A 16,830-nucleotide genomic window follows, 5' to 3' on the forward strand; every position below is an offset into this window, starting at 1 on the left:
GTATCGATCAGGCAGGCCCGGCCAGCCGCGTGGGCTGGGGCAGGTTGAGCTGCTGCTGCAGCACCCCCAGCTTGAGGGCCACCTCCTGCAGCTCCCGGTCCACCGCCGAACCCGGCACCAGCCCGGCACCGGCGGTGAGCTCCAGCTGCCGCCCCTCCACCGTGCCGCTGCGGATCGCCACCCGCAGGTCGAGGTCGCCGGCGCTGTCGATCCAGCCGATCGGGGCGGCGTAGTGGCCCCGCTCAAAGGGCTCCAGGTTGCGCAGCCAGGCCATGGCCTCGCGGCGCGGCAGACCCGCCACCGCCGGCGTCGGGTGCAGGGCGGCGGCGATGGCCAGGGGCTGCTGCCGTCCCAGGCAGGCGCTGATCGGGCTGTGCAGGTGCACCAGCTGGCCGTGGCGGGCCAGGCGGGGATGCCGAGGCCGCCGCGGGTTCAGGCCGGCCCGGCTGAGCACGGCGGTGATCGTATCCACCACCAGCTCGTGTTCGAGGCGGTCCTTGGTGGAGTGCAGCAGGCTGGCGGCCCGTTCATCGGCGGGGGCGGTGCCGGCCAGGGCATCGCTGCGCAGCTGGCCCTGGCGCACGGTGAGCAGCCGCTCCGGCGAGGCGCCGATCAGGGCCGATCCGGCGCAGCGCTGCCAGAGCAGCCGGCAGCTGCCGCCCTGGTGGCGGCGCAGGGGGGCGAGCAGGCCCAGGGGATCGGGCTGGGCGCTGAGGGTGAGCTGCTGGCGCACGGCCAGCACCAGCTTCTGCAGGGCGCCGCCCTCCACCAGCTCCAGGGCCTGGGCCGCCGCCTGGCGGTAGTTCTCCTGCCACGGCGTGCGCAGGGCCACCGCCACCGTGGCGCTGGCCGCTGAGGCGTGGCTGTGGCGCTCCAGCTCGCGGGCCTTCTCCCAGAGCTCCTCGGCCAGGCTGCGGGCCGTGACGCCGCCGCCCAGGGGCCGCTGCAGCCGCAGCCAGCAGTGCTGGCCATGGCGGCTCAGCTGCCAGCGGGGCAGCACGGCCTGCACCCCTGGGATCGCGGCGACGCTGGTGTCCAGGGGGGCGTCGAAGAAGCCGAAGGCCAGCAGCACCCTGGGCCTGGCCAGGGGCGGACAGGCAACCTGGGCCCCGGCCAGCCGATTGAGGCTGGCGCTGGCGAAGCGCTGGGCCAGCTCGAAGCGCCGCGGACCGCTCAGCTCCAGGCTGTTGGTGCGGCCGCTGGCGGCGATGCAGAGCCCCGGGGCGCCGTCCCAGAGGAAGCGGAAGCTGTCGCCGCCCTCCAGGTGGGGCAGCAGGGCCATCGGATCCCCCGGGGCGATCGCCATGGCCAGGCTGAGCACGCCCTCCTCGTCCGCCTGGCGGGCGCCCTCGCTGGCCAGGGCCAGCAGATCGGTGAAGGAATCAGGAGCCGGCAACGGCTGGGGCCCGGGGCGCCGCGAAGAGCTGCTCAAATGTATGGGTCCTGTCGCGGTTGCCGCCCCCGGTCCCCATGCCTGAGCCCGAGGTCGTCGCAAGCCGTTACGCCGCAGCGCCCGGGTCCGTGGCGGCACTGGGTGCCGTGGGTTCAGGGCAGGCGGCGGGCGCGGCCGAGCAGCGGCGCCTCCTCTGGCGCTCGGCGATCAAGTGGCCCATGTATGCCGTGGCGGTGATGCCGGCGCTGCTGGCGGCCGGCTGGCGCTGGGGGCAGGGCGAGGTGCTGCGCCTCGACCAGCTGCTGCTGTTCCTGCTGGCGGCCGTGTTGCTGCTGGCCTGGGAAAACCTCGCCAACGACGTCCATGACGCCGAGACCGGCGTGGACACCCACGGCAAGCCCCACTCCCTGGTGAACCTCACCGGCCGTCGCGCCACGGTGGCCCGCTGGGCCCGGATTGCTCTGGTGGCCGGGCTGCTGCTGATGGCCCTGGTGGCCTGGCGCAGCACGCCGCTGGTGCTGGCGCTGGTGCTGGGCTGTTGCGCCCTCGGCTACCTGTACCAGGGCCCGCCCTTTCGCCTCGGTTATCACGGCCTGGGGGAGCCGCTGTGCTGGCTGGCCTTCGGGCCCCTGGCCACGGCGGCGGCGCTGCTGGCCCTGGGCCCCGCCGCCAGCAGCATCCCCTGGCGCACCGCCCTGCTGCTGGGCAGTGGAGCGGCCGTGGCCACCACCCTGGTGCTGTTCTGCTCCCACTTCCATCAGGTGGAGGAGGATGCGGATCACGGCAAGCGCTCGCCGGTGGTGCAGCTGGGCACGGCCACCGCTGCAGGCCTGGTGCCCTGGTTCGTGGCCCTCACCCTGGCGCTGCAGTGGGCGCCGGTGTTGCTGGGCCACTGGCCCCTCACCGCCCTGCTCGGCGGGCTGGCGCTGGCCCCAGGCCGCCAGCTGATCGGTCTGCTGCAGCAACAGCACGACAGCCCCAGTGCGATTGCGGGCAGCAAGTTTCTGGCCCTCCGCTTCCAGACCTTCAACGGCCTCGGCCTGGCTCTGGGTCTGGCCCTCGGGCGCTGGCTCTGAAGGCCATGGCCCAGCCTCCCCTCCTGGGTGAAACGTCGGCGGCCCAGGTGCTCAGCCTGGAGTGGCGGCCGTTCCGGGCGCCGCTGCCCCGGCCGCTGCGCACCGCCCGCGGCTGCATCGAGGTGAAACAGGGCTGGTTGCTGCGCCTGGAGGCCCCCCGCCATGGCGCCGTGGGCTGGGGCGAGGCGGCGCTGCTGGAGGGCGATTCCCGCAGCCTTGATCAGGCAATCGCAGCCCTCCCCCCCGAGAGCGACCGCGCCGCTCTGGAAGACCTGCTGGCCCGGCCCGGCTGCCCGCGCTGTCTGGCCTTCGCCTGGGGGCTGCCCTGGCGGAGCTCGACGGCCTGCCCGAGGGGCGCTGGCTGGACGCCCCCGCCGGGGCGGCGCTGCTGCCGGCCGGCGAGGCGGCCCTGGCCGAACTGGAGCGTCTGCTGGCCGAGGGCTCCTGCCCTGATCCGCTGGTGTTGAAGTGGAAGGTGGCCGCCGAGCCCGATCAGCTGGAGCGCCGCCTGCTGGAGCAGCTGCTGGAGCGCCTGCCCGCCTCGGCCCGTCTGCGCCTCGATGCCAACGGGGGCTGGACCCGGGCCACTGCCTGGACCTGGGCGGAACGGCTGCGGCAGGAGCCGCGGCTGGAGTGGCTGGAGCAGCCCCTGCCCCCTGCCGATCGGGAGGGGCTGGAGCTGCTGGTCCGCCAGCTGCCGGTGGCCCTGGATGAGTCGCTGGAGTGCCACCCCGAACTCGCGGGTCACTGGCCCTCCTGGCAGGTGCGGCGTCCCAGCCAGGAGGGCGACCCAAGGCCCTTGCTGGCCGCACTGGAGCGGGGCAGCTCCTTCCTGATGCTGAGCAGCGGCTTTGAAACCGGCATCGGCCGCCGCTGGCTGGAGCACCTCGCCGCTCTGCAGTGGCGCGGCCCCACCCCGGTGGCCCCTGGCCTGGCCAGGGCCTGGCAGCCTCTGGGCAGCCTGGGCTCGACAAGCCCGGAGGCGGTGTGGCGGGCGGCCCTGTGAGGCCCGAGCAACCCCTGGGGCCAGAGCAGCTGGAGGCGGCCTGGCGTCGCGGTGAGCTGGTGGCCCTGGCCGGCCCCCAGGAGCAGCAGGCGCTGGCCCTGGCGCTCGGGGCGGCGGGGGTCAGAACGCTGGATCAGCTGGCGGAGCGCTGGGGGGCCGGGGTGGTGCTGGGCAGCGGCGGCAGCCGTGGCCCGGGCGGGCGGCGCTGGTGCCTGCAACCGCTCGCCCACCTGGAGGCCTCAGCCGCGGCCACGGGCCGCTGGCTGGAGGGGATCGGCCTCGACCCCGCCGCCTGCGTGCACCTCAACCCCCTGCCCAGCCACCACGTGAGCGGCCTGCTGCCCTGGCTGCGCTCGCGTCGCTGGGGCTGCGCCCACCGGCAGATTTCCTCCGCACTGATGCGCCAGCCCCAGGCCCTGGCCGCCCATCTGCCCATCGCGACGCAGTCGCCGGCCCTGCTGTCGCTGGTGCCCACCCAGCTGGCCCGTCTGCTGGCCGACCCGGCCGGGCTGGCCTGGCTGCAGCGTCTGGCGGTGATCTGGGTGGGTGGCGCGCCGCTGCCGCCGGCCCTGGCTCAGAAGGCCCGCCAGGCCGGTCTGCGGCTGGCCCCCTGCTATGGCGCCACCGAGACCGCCGCCATGGTCGCCGCCCTGGATCCCGAAGCGTTCCTGGCCGGCGCGGTGGGCTGCGGCCCGCCCCTGGAGGGGGTGGAGCTGCGTCTGGCGGCGCAGCAGGGCGCCCTGGAGATGCGCTGCTGCAGGCTCAGCCCGGGCTATCTGGGCGCGGGCGTGCTGCAGCCGCTGCCGCTGGCGGCGGGGGGCTGGTGGCGCAGCGGCGATGCCGCCCGGCTGGGCGGGGCTGGCCTGCAGGTGCTGGGGCGGCTGGATGGCGCCATCCACAGCGGCGGCGAAACGGTGTTTCCCGAACAGCTGGAGGCGAGGTTGCGGGCCCTCGCCGCCAGCACGAACCTGCCGCTGAGGGAGGTGCTGCTGCTGGCGGTGGACGATCCGCTCTGGGGCCAGCGCCTGGTGGCCCTGGTGCGGGCTCAGCCCGCGGCGCATGGCCCTGCCCTGCTGGCCCAGCTGCAGGCCGCCGTGGCCGCCTGGCCCCCTGCCGAACGGCCTCGAACCTGGCAGCTCTGCACCACGCTGGCACCCACGGCCCTGGGCAAGTGGCCCCGGGCCCGTTGGCAGCGCTGGCTCGAATCGCTAGAAGCGGGGGACGACCCCATCGCCTGTCACCCCCGTAATGACCACCCTGAGTGATGCCGAGCTGAGCAACAAGAAACTGGCTGTGGGCCTCACCGGGATCTTCCTGGGCGCCTTTGGCGTGCACAAATTCATCCTTGGCTACACCAAGGCAGGCATCATCATGCTCGTGGTGTCCCTGGCCGGGGGCGTGGTCACCTGTGGCATCGCCAGTTTCGTGATGGGGGTGATCGGGCTGATCGAGGGGATCCTCTACCTCACCAAGACCAACGAGGAGTTCCAGGTCACCTACATCGATGCCGTCAAGGACTGGTTCTGATGGCGGCTCCAGCCAAACCGGCCCGGCGCTTCAGCGGGCTGATCCTGCTGGCTGCGGCCGGCATCAGCGTTGGGGCCTTCGGCTCCATTCCCCAGGACGGCTCTCTGCACCTCCTCGCCGTGCTGGCCAGCCTGCTGCCCCTGCAGCTGGCCGCTCTGTACTGGGCTACAGCGGCTGCACCCCCCCCAGGCTCGAGGCCTCCAGCCAGCGATTGAGCGCCGCCGGCAAGGGGCAGCGCCGGCGGCTTGTTGTTTCGATCGCCACGTGGCAGGTGAGCCCCCGGGCCACGGAATCGCCGTTGCAGCAGAAGCTGTAACCCACCTCGAAGCGGCCTGGATCGAGCCGTCGCGGCTTCAGGGCGATCGCCAGCCCATCGCCGCACACCAGGGGACGCAGGAAATCGGCCCGGCAGTGCACGATCGGCAGGGCCACGGCCAGGGAGCTGCCGGGGGTGGGGAACACCTCCGCCGCCGCCAGGCCGAAGCGCTCCAGGCTCTGCTCATAGGCCTCATGGCACCAGCCCAGCAGGCGCTGGAAGTGCATCACCCCGGCGGCGTCGGTGTCCCCGAAGCGCACCGTGCGGCTGAGCTGCAACCAATGGGAGGGTTCCATGACGCCGGGCGGTGGTCACCCCAGCGTTTTAGTCCCGCCGGGGGTTCGTACAGTCGCCACAGTGCGCCTCCAAGCCCTTGGCTTCCCCCGCCGCCACCGAACAGCCCACCCTGATCCGTGCCTGGGAAGCCTTCCTGGCCCATGTGCCCACGATGCTGCTGATCTGGGTGGCCACGGCGGTGATCAGTGGGGTGGGGGTGGCGATCTATCTGATCGTGAACCTGATCGTGTTCGCCGCGGCCGGCGGCGAGGACATGTCCGATGCCGCTGCCGGAACGGCGCTGGTCGTGGGCCAGCTGGGTCAGCTGCCCTTCTCGATCCTCTCCAGCCTGGTGGGCGTGCTGTTCACCGCCGTCCCGGCCATTCACTACGCCACCGGAGACACCATCGGCATCGAGGCGGCGTTCCAGGCTCTGTGGGCACGCCCCTGGCGCTATCTGCTGGCGGGGGTGCTGTTCACCGTTGCCGTGGTGATCGGCCTGCTGCTGTGCGTCTTGCCCGGGATTGCCGTGGCCCTGGTGGGACCTGTGTACGTCAACAAGGTGTTCAACACCGACCTGCCGGTGCTCGATGCCCTGCGGACTTCGTTTCAGGCCGTCTACCGCTCCCAGCGGGGCTGGGAATTCGTGGGGATCGAGATCCTCACGGGCCTGGTCGTCGCCGTTGTGTCCGTGGCCACCTGCGGCCTGGGGGCCCTGGTGGCGGTTCCCGTCTCCAGCTTCTACATCCAGAACGTGGCCTATCACCGGGGCGTGCTGAGCTGAGGGGCGCGTCTCATGGGCTGGGGAAGGCTGGGATCCCCAGGCGGTAGTGCAGCACCATCCGCACCCCCCAGTAGCCCAGCAGCAGGGCGATGCCGGCGCCCCCCTGCCAGGGTCTGAGCCTGAGGCCGCCAGGCCAGAGCCGTCGGTGCCGGATCGCCTGCAGCGACCACACCAGCAGGGCTCCGGCCACGAGCGGTCCGAAGGCATGCTGCCCCAGGGCCTCCGACCAGTTCCCCTGCAGGCTGGAGCTGGTGGCGCGGGTGAGAAAGCAGCTGGGGCAAGGAAGTCCCGTGAGGGCTCGCAGCGGACAGGGCCAACCCGGTAGGGAGGGATGCAGGCCCTTGAACCAGAGGTAGCCGGTGAGGCCGGCGGGCAGGAGAAAGCCGGCCCGTTGCAGTTGGCTCAGGAAGCGGCGGCGCGGGCTTCGGGACGCTCCGAGTTCAGCGATCGACCGATCCCATGATCACGTCGATGGAGCCGAGGATGGCCATGATGTCGGCCACCTTGGCGCCCTTGAGGATGTGGGGCAGGATCTGCAGATTGTTCTGGTCTGCGGCGCGGATCTTGAAGCGCCAGGGGGTGACGTCGTCGTTGCCCTGGATGAACACGCCGATCTCGCCCTTGCCGGATTCCAGCCGGGTGTAGAGCTCGCCGGAGGGGATCTTGAAGGTGGGGGCCACCTTCTTGGCCACGTACTGGTAGTCGAAGCCGCTGGCCTCGCCACCCTTGCCCTCCGCCATGCGCCTGGCCTCCAGGTTTTCAGTGGGGCCGCCGGGGATCATGGCGCAGGCCTGGCGCAGGATCTTCAGCGACTCGCGCATCTCCTGCACCCTCACCCGGTAGCGCGCGAAGCAGTCACCCTCCTGGGCCGTCACCACCGACCAGTCGAAATCGTCGTAGCACTCATAGTGATCCACCTTGCGGAGATCCCAGGGCACGCCGGAAGCCCTCAGCATCGGCCCCGAGAGGCTCCAGTTGATCGCCTGCTCACGCGTGATCGCCCCCAGCCCCTCGATGCGCTTGCGGAAGATCGGGTTGTTGGTGATCAGTTTCTCGTATTCGTCGATCTTGGGGCCGAACCAGTCGCAGAAATCCAGGCACTTCTCCAGCCAGCCGTAGGGCAGATCGGCGGCCACTCCGCCGATGCGGAAGTAGTTGTTGTTGATCAGCCGCTGGCCGGTGGCCGCTTCCCAGAGGTCGTAGATCATCTCCCGCTCGCGGAAGATGTAGAAGAACGGTGTCTGGGCGCCCACATCAGCCAGGAAGGGTCCAAGCCAGAGCAGGTGGTTGGCGATGCGGTTGAGCTCCAGCATCAGCACCCGGATGTAGCTGGCGCGCCGGGGCACCGGTACATTGGCCAGCCGCTCGGGAGCGTTGACCACGATCGCCTCGTAGAACATGCCGGCCGCATAGTCCATCCGGCTCACGTAGGGCACGAACATCACATTCGTGCGGTTTTCGGCGATCTTCTCCATGCCGCGGTGCAGGTAGCCAATCACCGGCTCGCAGTCCACCACGTCCTCGCCGTCGAGGGTCACCACCAGCCGCAACACCCCGTGCATCGAAGGGTGATGGGGGCCGAAGTTGACCACCATCGGCTCCGTGCGCGTTTCCAGCTGCGTCATGGGGCCGGGGGGGCGGAGGAAGAGTGTCGGGATCTTAGGAAGGTTTGGCGCCCCGCTTTGTTCCCCTGCCACCTGAGCTGCCCCCCGATCCGCCCGGGTTTGAGCACCGGCCCGTGCTGGCGGCAGAGGTGCTGGCGGGGTTTGAGCCCCTGGGGGAGCTGCTGGGGCAGCATCCCGGTGGCGGCCTGCTGATCGACTGCACCCTCGGCGGCGGCGGCCACAGCGCCCTGCTGCTGGAGGCCCATCCAGGCCTGCGCCTGATCGGGCTGGACCAGGACCCGAGCGCCCGCGCCGCCGCCGCCGAGCGCCTCGCCCCCTTCGGCAACCGGGTGGAGATCGTGGCCACCAACTTCGCCGACTACCGACCGCCCGCACCCGCCCTGGCGGTGCTGGCCGATCTCGGCGTCAGCAGTCCTCAGCTGGACGTGGCTGAGCGGGGTTTCAGCTTCCGCAGCGAGGGTCCCCTCGACATGCGCATGAACCCCTGCGACGGGGAGACGGCCGCCGCTCTTCTGGATCGCCTCGACGAGGGCGCCCTGGCCGATCTGATCTATGGCTACGGCGAGGAGCGGCTGTCGCGGCGCATCGCCCGCCGCATCAAGGAGCAGGGGCCGTGGGACGACCCGCGCCAGCCGCGCACCACCGCCGAGCTGGCCTGGCTGGTGGGGGGCTGCTACCCGCCGGCGGCCCGCCGGGGTCGGCTGCATCCGGCGACCCGCACCTTTCAGGCCCTCCGCATCGCCGTCAATGATGAGCTCGGGGTGCTCGAGCGCTGGCTGGAGCAGGTGCCCCATTGGCTGCTGCCGGGAGGGCTGCTGGCGGTGATCAGTTTTCACTCCCTCGAAGACCGCCGGGTCAAGACGGCCTTCCGCAGTGATCCGCTGCTGGAGCGGATCAGCCGCAAGCCGCTGGTGGCCAGTGCCGAGGAGGCCGAGGCCAATCCCCGCAGCCGCTCGGCCAAGGTCCGCCTGGCGCGCCGGCGGCCATGAGTGGTCTCGCGGTGACAGGGGTCACGTTGCCTGCGCTCACCCTGGTGGATGGCCTCTGGTGGGCCGCCCTGGTGATCCAGCTGCTGGCCATTCCCGGCACCCTGCTGCCGCTGTTGCCGGGGCTGGCGCTGTTGCCCCTGGGGGCTGGGCTGTGGGTCTGGGCGGTGGGCTGGAGTGCCGCCTGGCCGCCCTTCGCCCTCGCCTGCCTGCTGCTGCTGCTGGGCTGGGGCGCCGACGCCCTGGGGCTGGTGCTGGGGCCGGCGCGGCTGAAGGCCACCCGCTGGGCCTACATCGGCGCCGGGCTCGGCCTGCTGGTGGGGCTGCTGGGCCTGCTGCCGGCCCTGCCCGTGGGCGGCCCGCTGCTGGGGGCCTGCTGGGCCCGCTGCTCGGGGCCAGCCTCGGGGAGCTGATCACGGCCCCCACGGCCCTGGGGCCGATCGGGCTGCTGCGGCTGCGGCGGTCTCTGGTGGTGGGCCTGGCCGTGGTGGCCGGGATGCTGGTGAGCAAGGTGGCCCAGGCCCTGCTGGCCCTGGTGGGCGCCGCCGGCTTTGTGCTGCTCACCAGCCTGCGGGTTTGAGCAGCCCGGTGCGGTCTTCGCCACCGAACAGTGCCCGTCAGGGGCGCAGCTGGCGCAGCGCCGCCTCCACGCTGGCCACGGCCCGTTCGATCTCCGCCGCACCGGTGCTGCGGCCGAGCCCGAAGCGGATCGAGGCGGCGGCCTCGCTGCGGCTGCGGCCCAGGCCGCCAGCACGTGGGAGGGGGACCCCTGGCTGCAGGCCGAGCCGCTGCTCACGGCGATGCTCCGGCGCAGCAGCCGGTGCAGGGCGGCGCCGTCCACCCCGCCCACCGTGACGTTGAGGTTGTGGGCCAGACGCGGCGCAGCGGCCCCGTTCAGCGTGATGCCCCCCAGCGCCAGCAGCTCCTGGCGCAGTTGATCGCGCAGGCTGCCGAGCCGCGCTGCCCGTTCCTGCTGATCGGCGACGGCCCGGCTGAGGGCTTCCCCCAAGCCCACCACCAGCGGCACGGCCACGGTGCCGGCACGCCGCTGCTGCTCCTGGCCGCCGCCGTGCAACTGGGCCGCCAGCGCCACCCCCTGACGCACCAGCAGGGCCCCCACCCCCTTGGGCCCGTAGCACTTGTGGCCGCTGAGGCTGAGCAGATCCACCCCCTGCTCCGCCATCGCCAGCGGGATGTGGCCTGCGGCCTGGGCGGCATCCACATGCAGCAGCACGCCGTGGTGGTGGCAGTGGGCCGCGATGGTGCTGATCGGCTGCAGCACGCCGATCTCGTTGTTGGCCGCCATCACGGAGGCCAGCAGCACATCCGGGCCCAGGGCCGCCGCCAGCAGCTCCTCCTGCACCAGACCGCCGGAGTCCACCGGCAGCACCGTGAGTGGGAAGCCGTGGCGCTCGAGGTAGCGCAGCGGATCCAGCACGGCCCGGTGCTCGGTGGCCAGGGTCAGCAGCCGCCGCCGCTCGCCGCCCTGGGCCAGGGCCGCCTCGCAGACCCCCTTGAGGGCCAGGTTGTTGGCCTCGGTGGCGCCGCTGGTGAACACCACGTCGCCGGGCTCAGCCCCGAGGGCCGCGGCCACCTGGGCCCGAGCCCGCTCCACCGCCGCAGCCGCCGTCAGGGACTCGCGGTGCAGGCGGCTGGAGGGGTTGGCGCAGTGCTCCCGCCACCAGGGCTCCATGGCGTTCAGCACCGCCGGATCGCAGGGGGTGCTGGCTTGGTGGTCGAGATAGGCGAGCATGGGGAGCCGAGCCGCCCACCATGCTGCCAACGACGTGGGGGCCCTGGGCCCTGGCGGCCACCGGCCTTGCCCTCCTGAGCAGCATGTTGCCGCCGCCGCCGCCGGCGGCCCAGGCCCAGGCCACGGCGGTGGAGCGGCCGCCGGGGCTGGTGGTGCTCGATGAGCGGCCCCGTCCGGAGGGGATGCTGGTGCTTGGGGTCTACGGTCCCAAGCCCGATGCCACCATCGCGGGCCTCTGGCGGATGCAGCTCTGGCGGCAGCTGGGGCCGGATGTGTCGATCCAGACGGACACCGTGCGCTGCGACAAAGAGGAGCCGATGTGGATCACCGAGGACGGGGGGCGGCTGGTGATCCGCTCCCTCAACCCCGGCGGCGTGATCACCCCCGCCAATCGGGTGGATCACCTGGTGTGGTGGGCTGTCTGCCATCCGGAGCAGGCGGGCCGCGACCCCGCTGAGCTCAAGGCCACCGCTCTGGAGCTGGGCTACAGCACCACGTTGCGGGAATCCGAGCAGGTGCTGCCTGGACGACCCCGCTGAGGCTCTGCAGACTGCACGGCATGAGCACCGACCCCCTCGCAGCGCCCGCCTCCCCTGACCCCGGGCCCGACCCCAGCACCGCCGAGACCCCCCCGGCGCCGGCGCGTCTGCTGCTTGTCGACGACGAGCCCGGCCTGCGCACGGCCGTGCAGGCCTACCTGGAGGATGAGGGCTTCGCGGTGACCACCGCCGCCGACGGCGAGGAGGGCTGGGAAAAGGCCCAAGAGCTGCTGCCCGACGTGGTGATCAGCGACGTGATGATGCCCCGCTGCGACGGCTACGGCCTGCTCAGCAAGCTGCGTGCCGATGAGCGCCTCGGCGGCACCCCGGTGATCTTCCTCACCGCCAAGGGCATGACCGCTGACCGCATCGCCGGCTTCCAGGCCGGCTGCGACGACTACATCCCCAAGCCCTTCGATCCCGACGAGCTGGTGGCCCGGGTGCGCAATGCCGTGCGCCGGCAGGAGCGGCTGCTGGCCGAGGCCGCCCGCTTCGCCGATGCCGACATCGGCCAGATGGCCAAGCAGATCACCGAGATCCGCTCGCTGCTGGCCAGCGGCGGCCAGGCGAAATCCTCCCCGGGCAGCAGTGACCTGGTGTTCACCCCCCGTGAGGCCTCGGTGCTGCAACTGGTGGCGGAGGGCCTGATGAACAAGCAGATCGCCCGGCGATTGGAAACCTCGATCCGCAACGTGGAGAAGTACGTGAGCCGCCTGTTCATCAAGACCGGCACCGCCAGCCGCACTGAGCTGGTGCGCTACGCCCTGGAACATGGCCTGGTGGAGTGAAGCCTGAAGGGCAACCCGGAGCGTGGCTGCCGGCCGCCCTCAACCAGGGGCATGCCTATCGCGACCGGGTACGGCCGGCCGACCTGGTGAATCCGTCTGGCGACCCCCCGCACCAATCCAGCCTGAGCGGCTTTTATGCCGCCCGCTACCCCCATTCCTCCCGGGCCCTGTGGCGGCAGCGGCTCGCCGCCGCTGAGATCTGCAGGAACGGCCAGCGCCTCCAGGCCGATGGGCCCCTGGGCCCGGGGGATCGGCTGGTGTGGCATCGCCCCCCCTGGCAGGAGGCCGCCGTGCCGGGGTTGCCCAGCCCCCTGTTCGATGACGGCGACCTGCTGGTGATCGACAAGCCCAGCGGTCTGCCGGTCCTGCCGGCCGGTGGCTTCCTGGAGCACACCGTGCTGCGCCTGCTGGAGCGGCAGGTGGCGGAGGGCCAGCTTGACGCTGCCGCCGGCTTGCCGCGCCCGGTTCACCGGCTGGGTCGCTTCACCTCAGGCCTGCTGGTGTGTGCCCGCCGTCAGGCCACCCGGGCCTGGCTCAGTGCCCTGCTGCGGGAGAGCACCGCGGCTCCCCCGGCCGCCGGGGCTGCCCCGGGCAGATGCCGCAAGCTCTACCGCGCCCTCACGGCTCCCCTGCCCGCGTCGCTGGCCGTGGGCTCCTGCCGGCGGGTCACCACCCCGATCGGCCGGCTCCCGCACCCCCTGCTGGGCCGGATCTGGGCTGCTGGCGGCGACGGAGCCCTGGCGGCTGAGAGCGACTTCACCCTGTTGGAGCGCCGCGCTGAGGGCTGTCTTGTGGCTGTGGTGATCGCCAGCGGCCGGCCCCATCAGATCCGCATCCATGCCGCCGCCCTCGGCGCCCCCCTGCTGGGCGATCCCCTCTACCTGCCGGGTGGCGGGGTCCGGCCCACGGTGCTGCCGGGGCAGGGCGGCTACCGGCTCCACGCCCACCGGCTGTGGCTGCCCCTGCCGGGCGGGCGGCAGGTGCTGGCGCTGGAGGCGCCGCTGCCCCCGCCCCTGCTCGGTTCCGCCGATGGGGCCAGCGCCTCTGACCCCGACCCCATGCCAGGGTGAGCCCCCGGCCGTTCCCGACGCCAGGCCATGCCCCAGTCCTCCTCTGCCAGCCTCCAACGGGACGCCTCCATCCAGCTGGAATCCGAGCCCACCGCCGCGCTGCTGGCCTGGGCCGAGGCGGTGGAGGCCGGTGAGGGCACCCTGTTCGAGAAGGCGCGGCTGCTGGCCACGCGGCTCGGGGCCCACGTGCGCCCCGACGGGCTGGTGGAGATCGGCTTCTGGACCCCGGAACTCTCCGGCGATGTGATCCAGCCGAAGAACATCCAGCTGGAAGTGTTCACCCCCCGCCAGACGATCGATCCCTCCCTGGCCGAGCAGACGGTGCGCTTCCACCGTGACTACCTGCAGCTCGAGAAGTGGGGTGACTACCACTGGGGCGTGATCAGTGGCCTGCGGGTCGGCGATGCCACCACGATCGGTTCGCTCTACTGGCTGCGCTACCTCAGCCCTGATACCAATGCCTTGACCGCCCTGGGGGATTGCCTCGGCAACTCCTTCCCCTACGGCGTCTACGCCCCTGCCGAGATCTATGACCTGGAGGGTCTGCAGGCCCGCCGGGCCGATCACGCCTACTACGACGCCCTCATCGCCGATGAGCCCGTCACCATTCCGGCCCCCTGCAACATCCTGCAGCTGCATGTGCGCACGGCCTCACCCAATGGCTACCTCTCCGGGCTCACGCAGCTCTACCGCAAGCTGGCCGCGAAACTGCGCTGCGGCGAGGCGCTGACCCCCGCCGAAACCAACCTGATCGGCTACGACGCGGTGCAGCTGTTGCCCACCGAACCCACGGTGGAGGTGCGCTCCGGACAAGGGGGTGACGACGACCACTTCAGCCTGCGGCCGGACGATGAGGACGTGCTCGATCCCGAAACCGAGGGGATCGTGGCTGAGGCGGGGGATGTGCGGGTGCGGCTGCGGCGCCCCAACCTGGAGAACTGGGGCTACGACATCGTGATCTTCGGCAGCGCCGCCACCAATCCGGCCCTGCTCGAAACCCTGCGGCCCGATGAGCTGGTGGCCTTCATCAGCGAACTGCACACCTTCCCCACCGGCGCGATCCGAGTGGTGTACGACCTGGTCTATGGCCACGCCGACAACCAGGCCATCGACCTGCTGAACGGCCGCTTTCTCAAGGGGCCGAACATGTATGGCCAGGATGTGAACCACCAGAACCCTGAGGTGCGGGCGATCCTGCTGGAGATGCAGCGCCGCAAGGTCAACACCGGCGCCGATGGCATCCGCATCGACGGCGGCCAGGATTTCAAGTACTTCGACCCGATCACCGGCCGGGTCGCCTACGACGATCCCTACCTGCTGAGCATGGGCGATCTGGTGCAGGAGATCGGCCCGGCGCGCTGGCGGCCCTTTGTGATCTATGAAGACGGCCGGCCCTGGCCGGCTGAGGGCTGGGAAGAGGTGTCCAGCTACCGCGACCTGGTGGAGCAGCGTCCCGACGCCTTTCAGTGGGGCCCCATGATCTTTGCCCACAACACCCCGGCCCTGCATGGCTTCTGGGCCCGCAAGTGGCGGCGGGTCTGCGAAAAGATGCAGCTGGGGTCCCGCTGGGTCACCGGCTGCGGCAACCACGACACCCTGCGGCGCGGCACCCAGGTGGATCCCGGCGAGCCGATCAATCCCCACCTGGGCAGCACGCTGCCGGAGGTGCTGGCCAACGCCTACGACAACGGCGCGATCGGGGCCCTCACCTATGGCTTCGGTCCGGGCCTGCCCATGGATTTCATCCACTGCCTGATGCGGGCGCCCTGGGGCTTCTTTCGCAACACCGACGACCGCTTCGGCGTCAAGGTGGTGGCGGAGGAGGCTCCGGGTTTCCTCGACTGGCAGCTCAGCGACGCGCTGTACGCCGCCGACGGGCTGTTCCAGGCGATCAAGCAGCTGGGCTTCGCTGAGCTGGCGCAGCTGCGCCAGTTTCTGGCCCTGCTGACCGGCTCCATCGCTGCCAACGACTACGACCTCGAGCAGATCGCCCTGGCCTGCCAGGCCGGGGTGCCCACCGGCGACGACGGCACCACGGCGGTGGTGGACGTGGCCTGGCTGAAGGCCTTTGCCCGCCATTTCATGGAAGACATGCATGCCGCCTGCAACATCTGGCTCCATGCCGATCGGGTGGATCCGGTTCAGGCCGGCTTCAACCTGGCCCTGCGCGAGTTCCGCCGTTCCCGGCCCTGGCTGGCCGAGAACCTGAGCAACGACGAGCGGCTGGATCTGCTCACCACGCCCTCCACGACGATCTTCTACGGGATGCGCCGGGCTCCTGAACCTGAAGCCTCCACCGTGGCCCTGGTGGCCCACATGGGCGGTGCGGCGATGGCGCTCGGCCTGCCCGAGCTCTTTCCGGAGCAGGCCGGGCCCTGGCGGTTGCTGCTGGCCTCTCCCGGGCTGGAGCCCAGTGCTGCGCAGCTGGCCGGCCGCGAGCCGATCCTGTTCCAGGACAGTCAGGCGCTGCTGCTGGAGCCCGGCTGAGCCCAGGCTTCAGCCTTGCCTCTCGAAGGCGATCAGCCGCGAAAAATAGAAGGGGGCCTGGTTGAGGTTGCGGCGCACGGGGGTGAAGCCGGCTTCAGCGGCGGCCTTCACAATGCCCTCCTCCCGCAGGGTGTAGGCCCGGGTGGTCTTGCTGGGCCCGGGGAACAGCTGGCCGATGCCCTTGAGCAGCGCCAGCAGGGGGGTGTAGGGGGCGAAGCTCACGATCAGCTGTTTCTCGGCCATGGCGGCCAGATGACGCACCATGTCCTCGGCAGCGGCCTGGGGGTAGTGGATGAACACATCCAGGCAGATCACGGTGTCGTAGCGCCCCGTGAGGCTCTCCAGGTCGGAGGCGTGGAACTGCAGCTGGCTGGTGCTGAGGCCGGCAGCGGCGGCCCGGCGGGCGGCTTCCGCCACCATGGCCTCGGAAAGATCACTGGCGGCGATGCTGCCGGCGCCGAGTCCGGCCAGGGGCAGGCTGAGGCTGCCCACGCCGCAGCCGGCGTCGCAGAAGCTGCGGCCGGAGAGATCACCCTGCTCCTGCAACCAGGCCAGCACGTTGTCCACTGTTTTCTGGTGCCCCAGGCGGATGTTCCGCTGCACCTTGTTGACGTCCTCGCTGTCGCTGTAGATCCGGTTCCAGCGCTCGAAACCCGTGGTTTCGAAGTAGCCCTTCACCTCGTCCTTCTCAACGGCCGTGGACTCAGCAGGCATCGGGGCAGAAGAAAGTGGCTCGGATCCTAAGGAGCGGCCCAGGGCCCCGCAGGTCCGCGGCTGCTCAGGCGCAGCGCCGCCAGCCAGGGTTCCCCCCTCCTCCCAGTTCCAGCGCAGGGTCTCCGCCAGGGGTGAGCCCACCAGCATGGTGGCGGTGTCGCGGCCATCTCCGAGCACCCGCCGGGGCGTGATCGTGGCCGCGGCGATCGCCTGCTCAGCCGCGACGCCCCAGTCCACCAGCCGCCGCACCCCGTTCAGCAGCGGCAGGGTCACCCCGGCGAGGGTGCCGTCCTCCAGGCGGCAGCAGCCGTTCTGCACCAGCAGCACCCGCTCGTCCCAGCGGTGGCGGCCCTCGCCGAGGCCGTAGGGGGCCAGGGCATCGCTCACCAGCACCAGCTGCTCGGGAGCCAGGCGCTGCAGCAGCAGCACCATCGACGGCGCCACGTGCACGCCATCGGCGATCAGCCCCAGCGCCACGCCGCCATCGAGC

18 protein-coding genes and 1 pseudogene are annotated in these 16,830 nt (G+C 71.6%); 13 read left to right on the top strand and 6 right to left on the bottom strand.

The genetic code is table 11. The features are described from left to right. Nucleotides 1-7: 7 nt before the first annotated feature. Complete coding sequence (locus IQ220_RS11085) at nt 8-1,396, bottom strand: isochorismate synthase MenF (RefSeq protein WP_193915029.1); 1,389 nt, start codon at nt 1,394-1,396, stop codon at nt 8-10. A gap of 74 nt (nt 1,397-1,470) precedes the next feature. Here IQ220_RS11085 and menA point away from each other — a divergent pair, with 74 nt between their 5' ends. From menA to IQ220_RS11110, 6 genes are read left to right on the top strand one after another with little or no spacing between them, the layout of a single operon-like run. After that, nucleotides 1,471-2,469 (top strand): 2-carboxy-1,4-naphthoquinone phytyltransferase, encoded by a 999-nt coding sequence (gene menA, locus IQ220_RS11090; protein WP_193915031.1) that lies wholly within the window; start codon nt 1,471-1,473, stop codon nt 2,467-2,469. A gap of 5 nt (nt 2,470-2,474) precedes the next feature. Then, nucleotides 2,475-2,936, top strand: coding sequence for a hypothetical protein (locus tag IQ220_RS16575; protein ID WP_370566438.1), 462 nt, complete (start codon nt 2,475-2,477; stop codon nt 2,934-2,936). Further along, nucleotides 2,930-3,475 (top strand): enolase C-terminal domain-like protein, encoded by a 546-nt coding sequence (locus IQ220_RS16580; protein WP_370566439.1) that lies wholly within the window; start codon nt 2,930-2,932, stop codon nt 3,473-3,475. Before IQ220_RS16575 ends, IQ220_RS16580 begins: the two co-directional genes overlap by 7 nt. Further along, nucleotides 3,457-4,740: an AMP-binding protein gene (locus IQ220_RS11100; protein WP_370566440.1), complete on the top strand. Its 1,284-nt coding sequence runs from the start codon at nt 3,457-3,459 to the stop codon at nt 4,738-4,740. Before IQ220_RS16580 ends, IQ220_RS11100 begins: the two co-directional genes overlap by 19 nt. Further along, entirely contained in the window at nt 4,724-5,002 is a 279-nt protein-coding gene (locus tag IQ220_RS11105) for a TM2 domain-containing protein (RefSeq protein ID WP_193915033.1), read from the top strand. Before IQ220_RS11100 ends, IQ220_RS11105 begins: the two co-directional genes overlap by 17 nt. Then, nucleotides 5,002-5,217 (top strand): hypothetical protein, encoded by a 216-nt coding sequence (locus IQ220_RS11110; protein WP_186698314.1) that lies wholly within the window; start codon nt 5,002-5,004, stop codon nt 5,215-5,217. Before IQ220_RS11105 ends, IQ220_RS11110 begins: the two co-directional genes overlap by 1 nt. On the opposite strand, the gene IQ220_RS11115 is transcribed toward IQ220_RS11110, so the two are convergent. Next, entirely contained in the window at nt 5,168-5,614 is a 447-nt protein-coding gene (locus IQ220_RS11115; protein WP_193915034.1) for a thioesterase family protein, read from the bottom strand. The two genes, IQ220_RS11110 and IQ220_RS11115, sit on opposite strands and share 50 nt — an antisense overlap. A 77-nt stretch (nt 5,615-5,691) precedes the next feature. On the opposite strand from IQ220_RS11115, the gene IQ220_RS11120 reads away from it, so the two are divergent. Beyond that, the gene (locus IQ220_RS11120) at nt 5,692-6,378 is read left to right on the top strand and encodes a hypothetical protein (RefSeq protein WP_186698318.1); all 687 of its coding nucleotides are present in this window, start codon (nt 5,692-5,694) and stop codon (nt 6,376-6,378) included. 10 nt (nt 6,379-6,388) lie between these two features. Here IQ220_RS11120 and IQ220_RS11125 read toward each other — a convergent pair whose 3' ends face one another. Together IQ220_RS11125 and IQ220_RS11130 are read right to left on the bottom strand one after the other, a co-directional pair. Beyond that, nucleotides 6,389-6,826, bottom strand: coding sequence for a DUF2752 domain-containing protein (locus IQ220_RS11125; protein ID WP_370566454.1), 438 nt, complete (start codon nt 6,824-6,826; stop codon nt 6,389-6,391). Beyond that, on the bottom strand, nt 6,819-8,003 hold the full coding sequence (locus IQ220_RS11130) for an NAD(P)H-quinone oxidoreductase subunit H (protein WP_186698320.1): 1,185 nt from the start codon (nt 8,001-8,003) through the stop codon (nt 6,819-6,821). The genes IQ220_RS11125 and IQ220_RS11130 overlap by 8 nt, the downstream gene beginning before the upstream one ends. A gap of 65 nt (nt 8,004-8,068) precedes the next feature. On the opposite strand from IQ220_RS11130, the gene rsmH reads away from it, so the two are divergent. Both rsmH and IQ220_RS11140 read left to right on the top strand, forming a co-directional pair. Beyond that, nucleotides 8,069-8,992 carry a 16S rRNA (cytosine(1402)-N(4))-methyltransferase RsmH gene (rsmH, locus tag IQ220_RS11135; protein WP_370566455.1) on the top strand — a complete coding sequence of 308 codons (924 nt, stop codon included), beginning with the start codon at nt 8,069-8,071 and terminating at the stop codon, nt 8,990-8,992. After that, nucleotides 8,989-9,402: a DUF456 family protein gene (locus IQ220_RS11140; protein ID WP_228009143.1), complete on the top strand. Its 414-nt coding sequence runs from the start codon at nt 8,989-8,991 to the stop codon at nt 9,400-9,402. The genes rsmH and IQ220_RS11140 overlap by 4 nt, the downstream gene beginning before the upstream one ends. A 398-nt stretch (nt 9,403-9,800) precedes the next feature. Here the strand turns inward: IQ220_RS11140 and IQ220_RS11145 are convergent. Beyond that, nucleotides 9,801-10,742: pseudogene (locus IQ220_RS11145) on the bottom strand (cysteine desulfurase family protein); the annotation flags it as partial. Between the two features lie 20 nt (nt 10,743-10,762). Here IQ220_RS11145 and IQ220_RS11150 point away from each other — a divergent pair. From IQ220_RS11150 to gghA, 4 genes are read left to right on the top strand one after another with little or no spacing between them, the layout of a single operon-like run. Continuing rightward, a complete protein-coding gene (locus IQ220_RS11150; protein ID WP_228009144.1) occupies nt 10,763-11,281 on the top strand; it encodes a hypothetical protein in 519 nt (172 codons plus the stop codon). 20 nt (nt 11,282-11,301) lie between these two features. Further along, nucleotides 11,302-12,069: a response regulator transcription factor gene (locus IQ220_RS11155; protein ID WP_225875741.1), complete on the top strand. Its 768-nt coding sequence runs from the start codon at nt 11,302-11,304 to the stop codon at nt 12,067-12,069. Next, nucleotides 12,066-13,139 carry a pseudouridine synthase gene (locus IQ220_RS11160; RefSeq protein WP_370566441.1) on the top strand — a complete coding sequence of 358 codons (1,074 nt, stop codon included), beginning with the start codon at nt 12,066-12,068 and terminating at the stop codon, nt 13,137-13,139. The genes IQ220_RS11155 and IQ220_RS11160 overlap by 4 nt, the downstream gene beginning before the upstream one ends. A 27-nt stretch (nt 13,140-13,166) precedes the next feature. Further along, a complete protein-coding gene (gene gghA, locus IQ220_RS11165) occupies nt 13,167-15,626 on the top strand; it encodes a glucosylglycerol hydrolase (protein WP_193915036.1) in 2,460 nt (819 codons plus the stop codon). A gap of 9 nt (nt 15,627-15,635) precedes the next feature. On the opposite strand, the gene bchM is transcribed toward gghA, so the two are convergent. Further along, a complete protein-coding gene (gene bchM, locus IQ220_RS11170; protein WP_186698330.1) occupies nt 15,636-16,340 on the bottom strand; it encodes a magnesium protoporphyrin IX methyltransferase in 705 nt (234 codons plus the stop codon). Nucleotides 16,341-16,830 lie beyond the last annotated feature (490 nt).

The organism is Cyanobium sp. LEGE 06113 (assembly GCF_015207615.1).

What these genes read in the sequence shown, in the direction of transcription:
- menA (WP_193915031.1), top strand. Translation starts at nt 1,471, where the DNA reads ATGCCTGAGCCCGAGGTCGTCGCAAGCCGTTACGCCGCAGCGCCCGGG.
- IQ220_RS16575 (WP_370566438.1), top strand. Translation starts at nt 2,475, where the DNA reads ATGGCCCAGCCTCCCCTCCTGGGTGAAACGTCGGCGGCCCAGGTGCTC.
- IQ220_RS11105 (WP_193915033.1), top strand. Translation starts at nt 4,724, where the DNA reads ATGACCACCCTGAGTGATGCCGAGCTGAGCAACAAGAAACTGGCTGTG.
- IQ220_RS11110 (WP_186698314.1), top strand. Translation starts at nt 5,002, where the DNA reads ATGGCGGCTCCAGCCAAACCGGCCCGGCGCTTCAGCGGGCTGATCCTG.
- IQ220_RS11115 (WP_193915034.1), bottom strand. Translation starts at nt 5,614, where the DNA reads ATGGAACCCTCCCATTGGTTGCAGCTCAGCCGCACGGTGCGCTTCGGG.
- IQ220_RS11130 (WP_186698320.1), bottom strand. Translation starts at nt 8,003, where the DNA reads ATGACGCAGCTGGAAACGCGCACGGAGCCGATGGTGGTCAACTTCGGC.
- IQ220_RS11140 (WP_228009143.1), top strand. Translation starts at nt 8,989, where the DNA reads ATGAGTGGTCTCGCGGTGACAGGGGTCACGTTGCCTGCGCTCACCCTG.
- IQ220_RS11150 (WP_228009144.1), top strand. Translation starts at nt 10,763, where the DNA reads ATGCTGCCAACGACGTGGGGGCCCTGGGCCCTGGCGGCCACCGGCCTT.
- IQ220_RS11155 (WP_225875741.1), top strand. Translation starts at nt 11,302, where the DNA reads ATGAGCACCGACCCCCTCGCAGCGCCCGCCTCCCCTGACCCCGGGCCC.
- gghA (WP_193915036.1), top strand. Translation starts at nt 13,167, where the DNA reads ATGCCCCAGTCCTCCTCTGCCAGCCTCCAACGGGACGCCTCCATCCAG.
- bchM (WP_186698330.1), bottom strand. Translation starts at nt 16,340, where the DNA reads ATGCCTGCTGAGTCCACGGCCGTTGAGAAGGACGAGGTGAAGGGCTAC.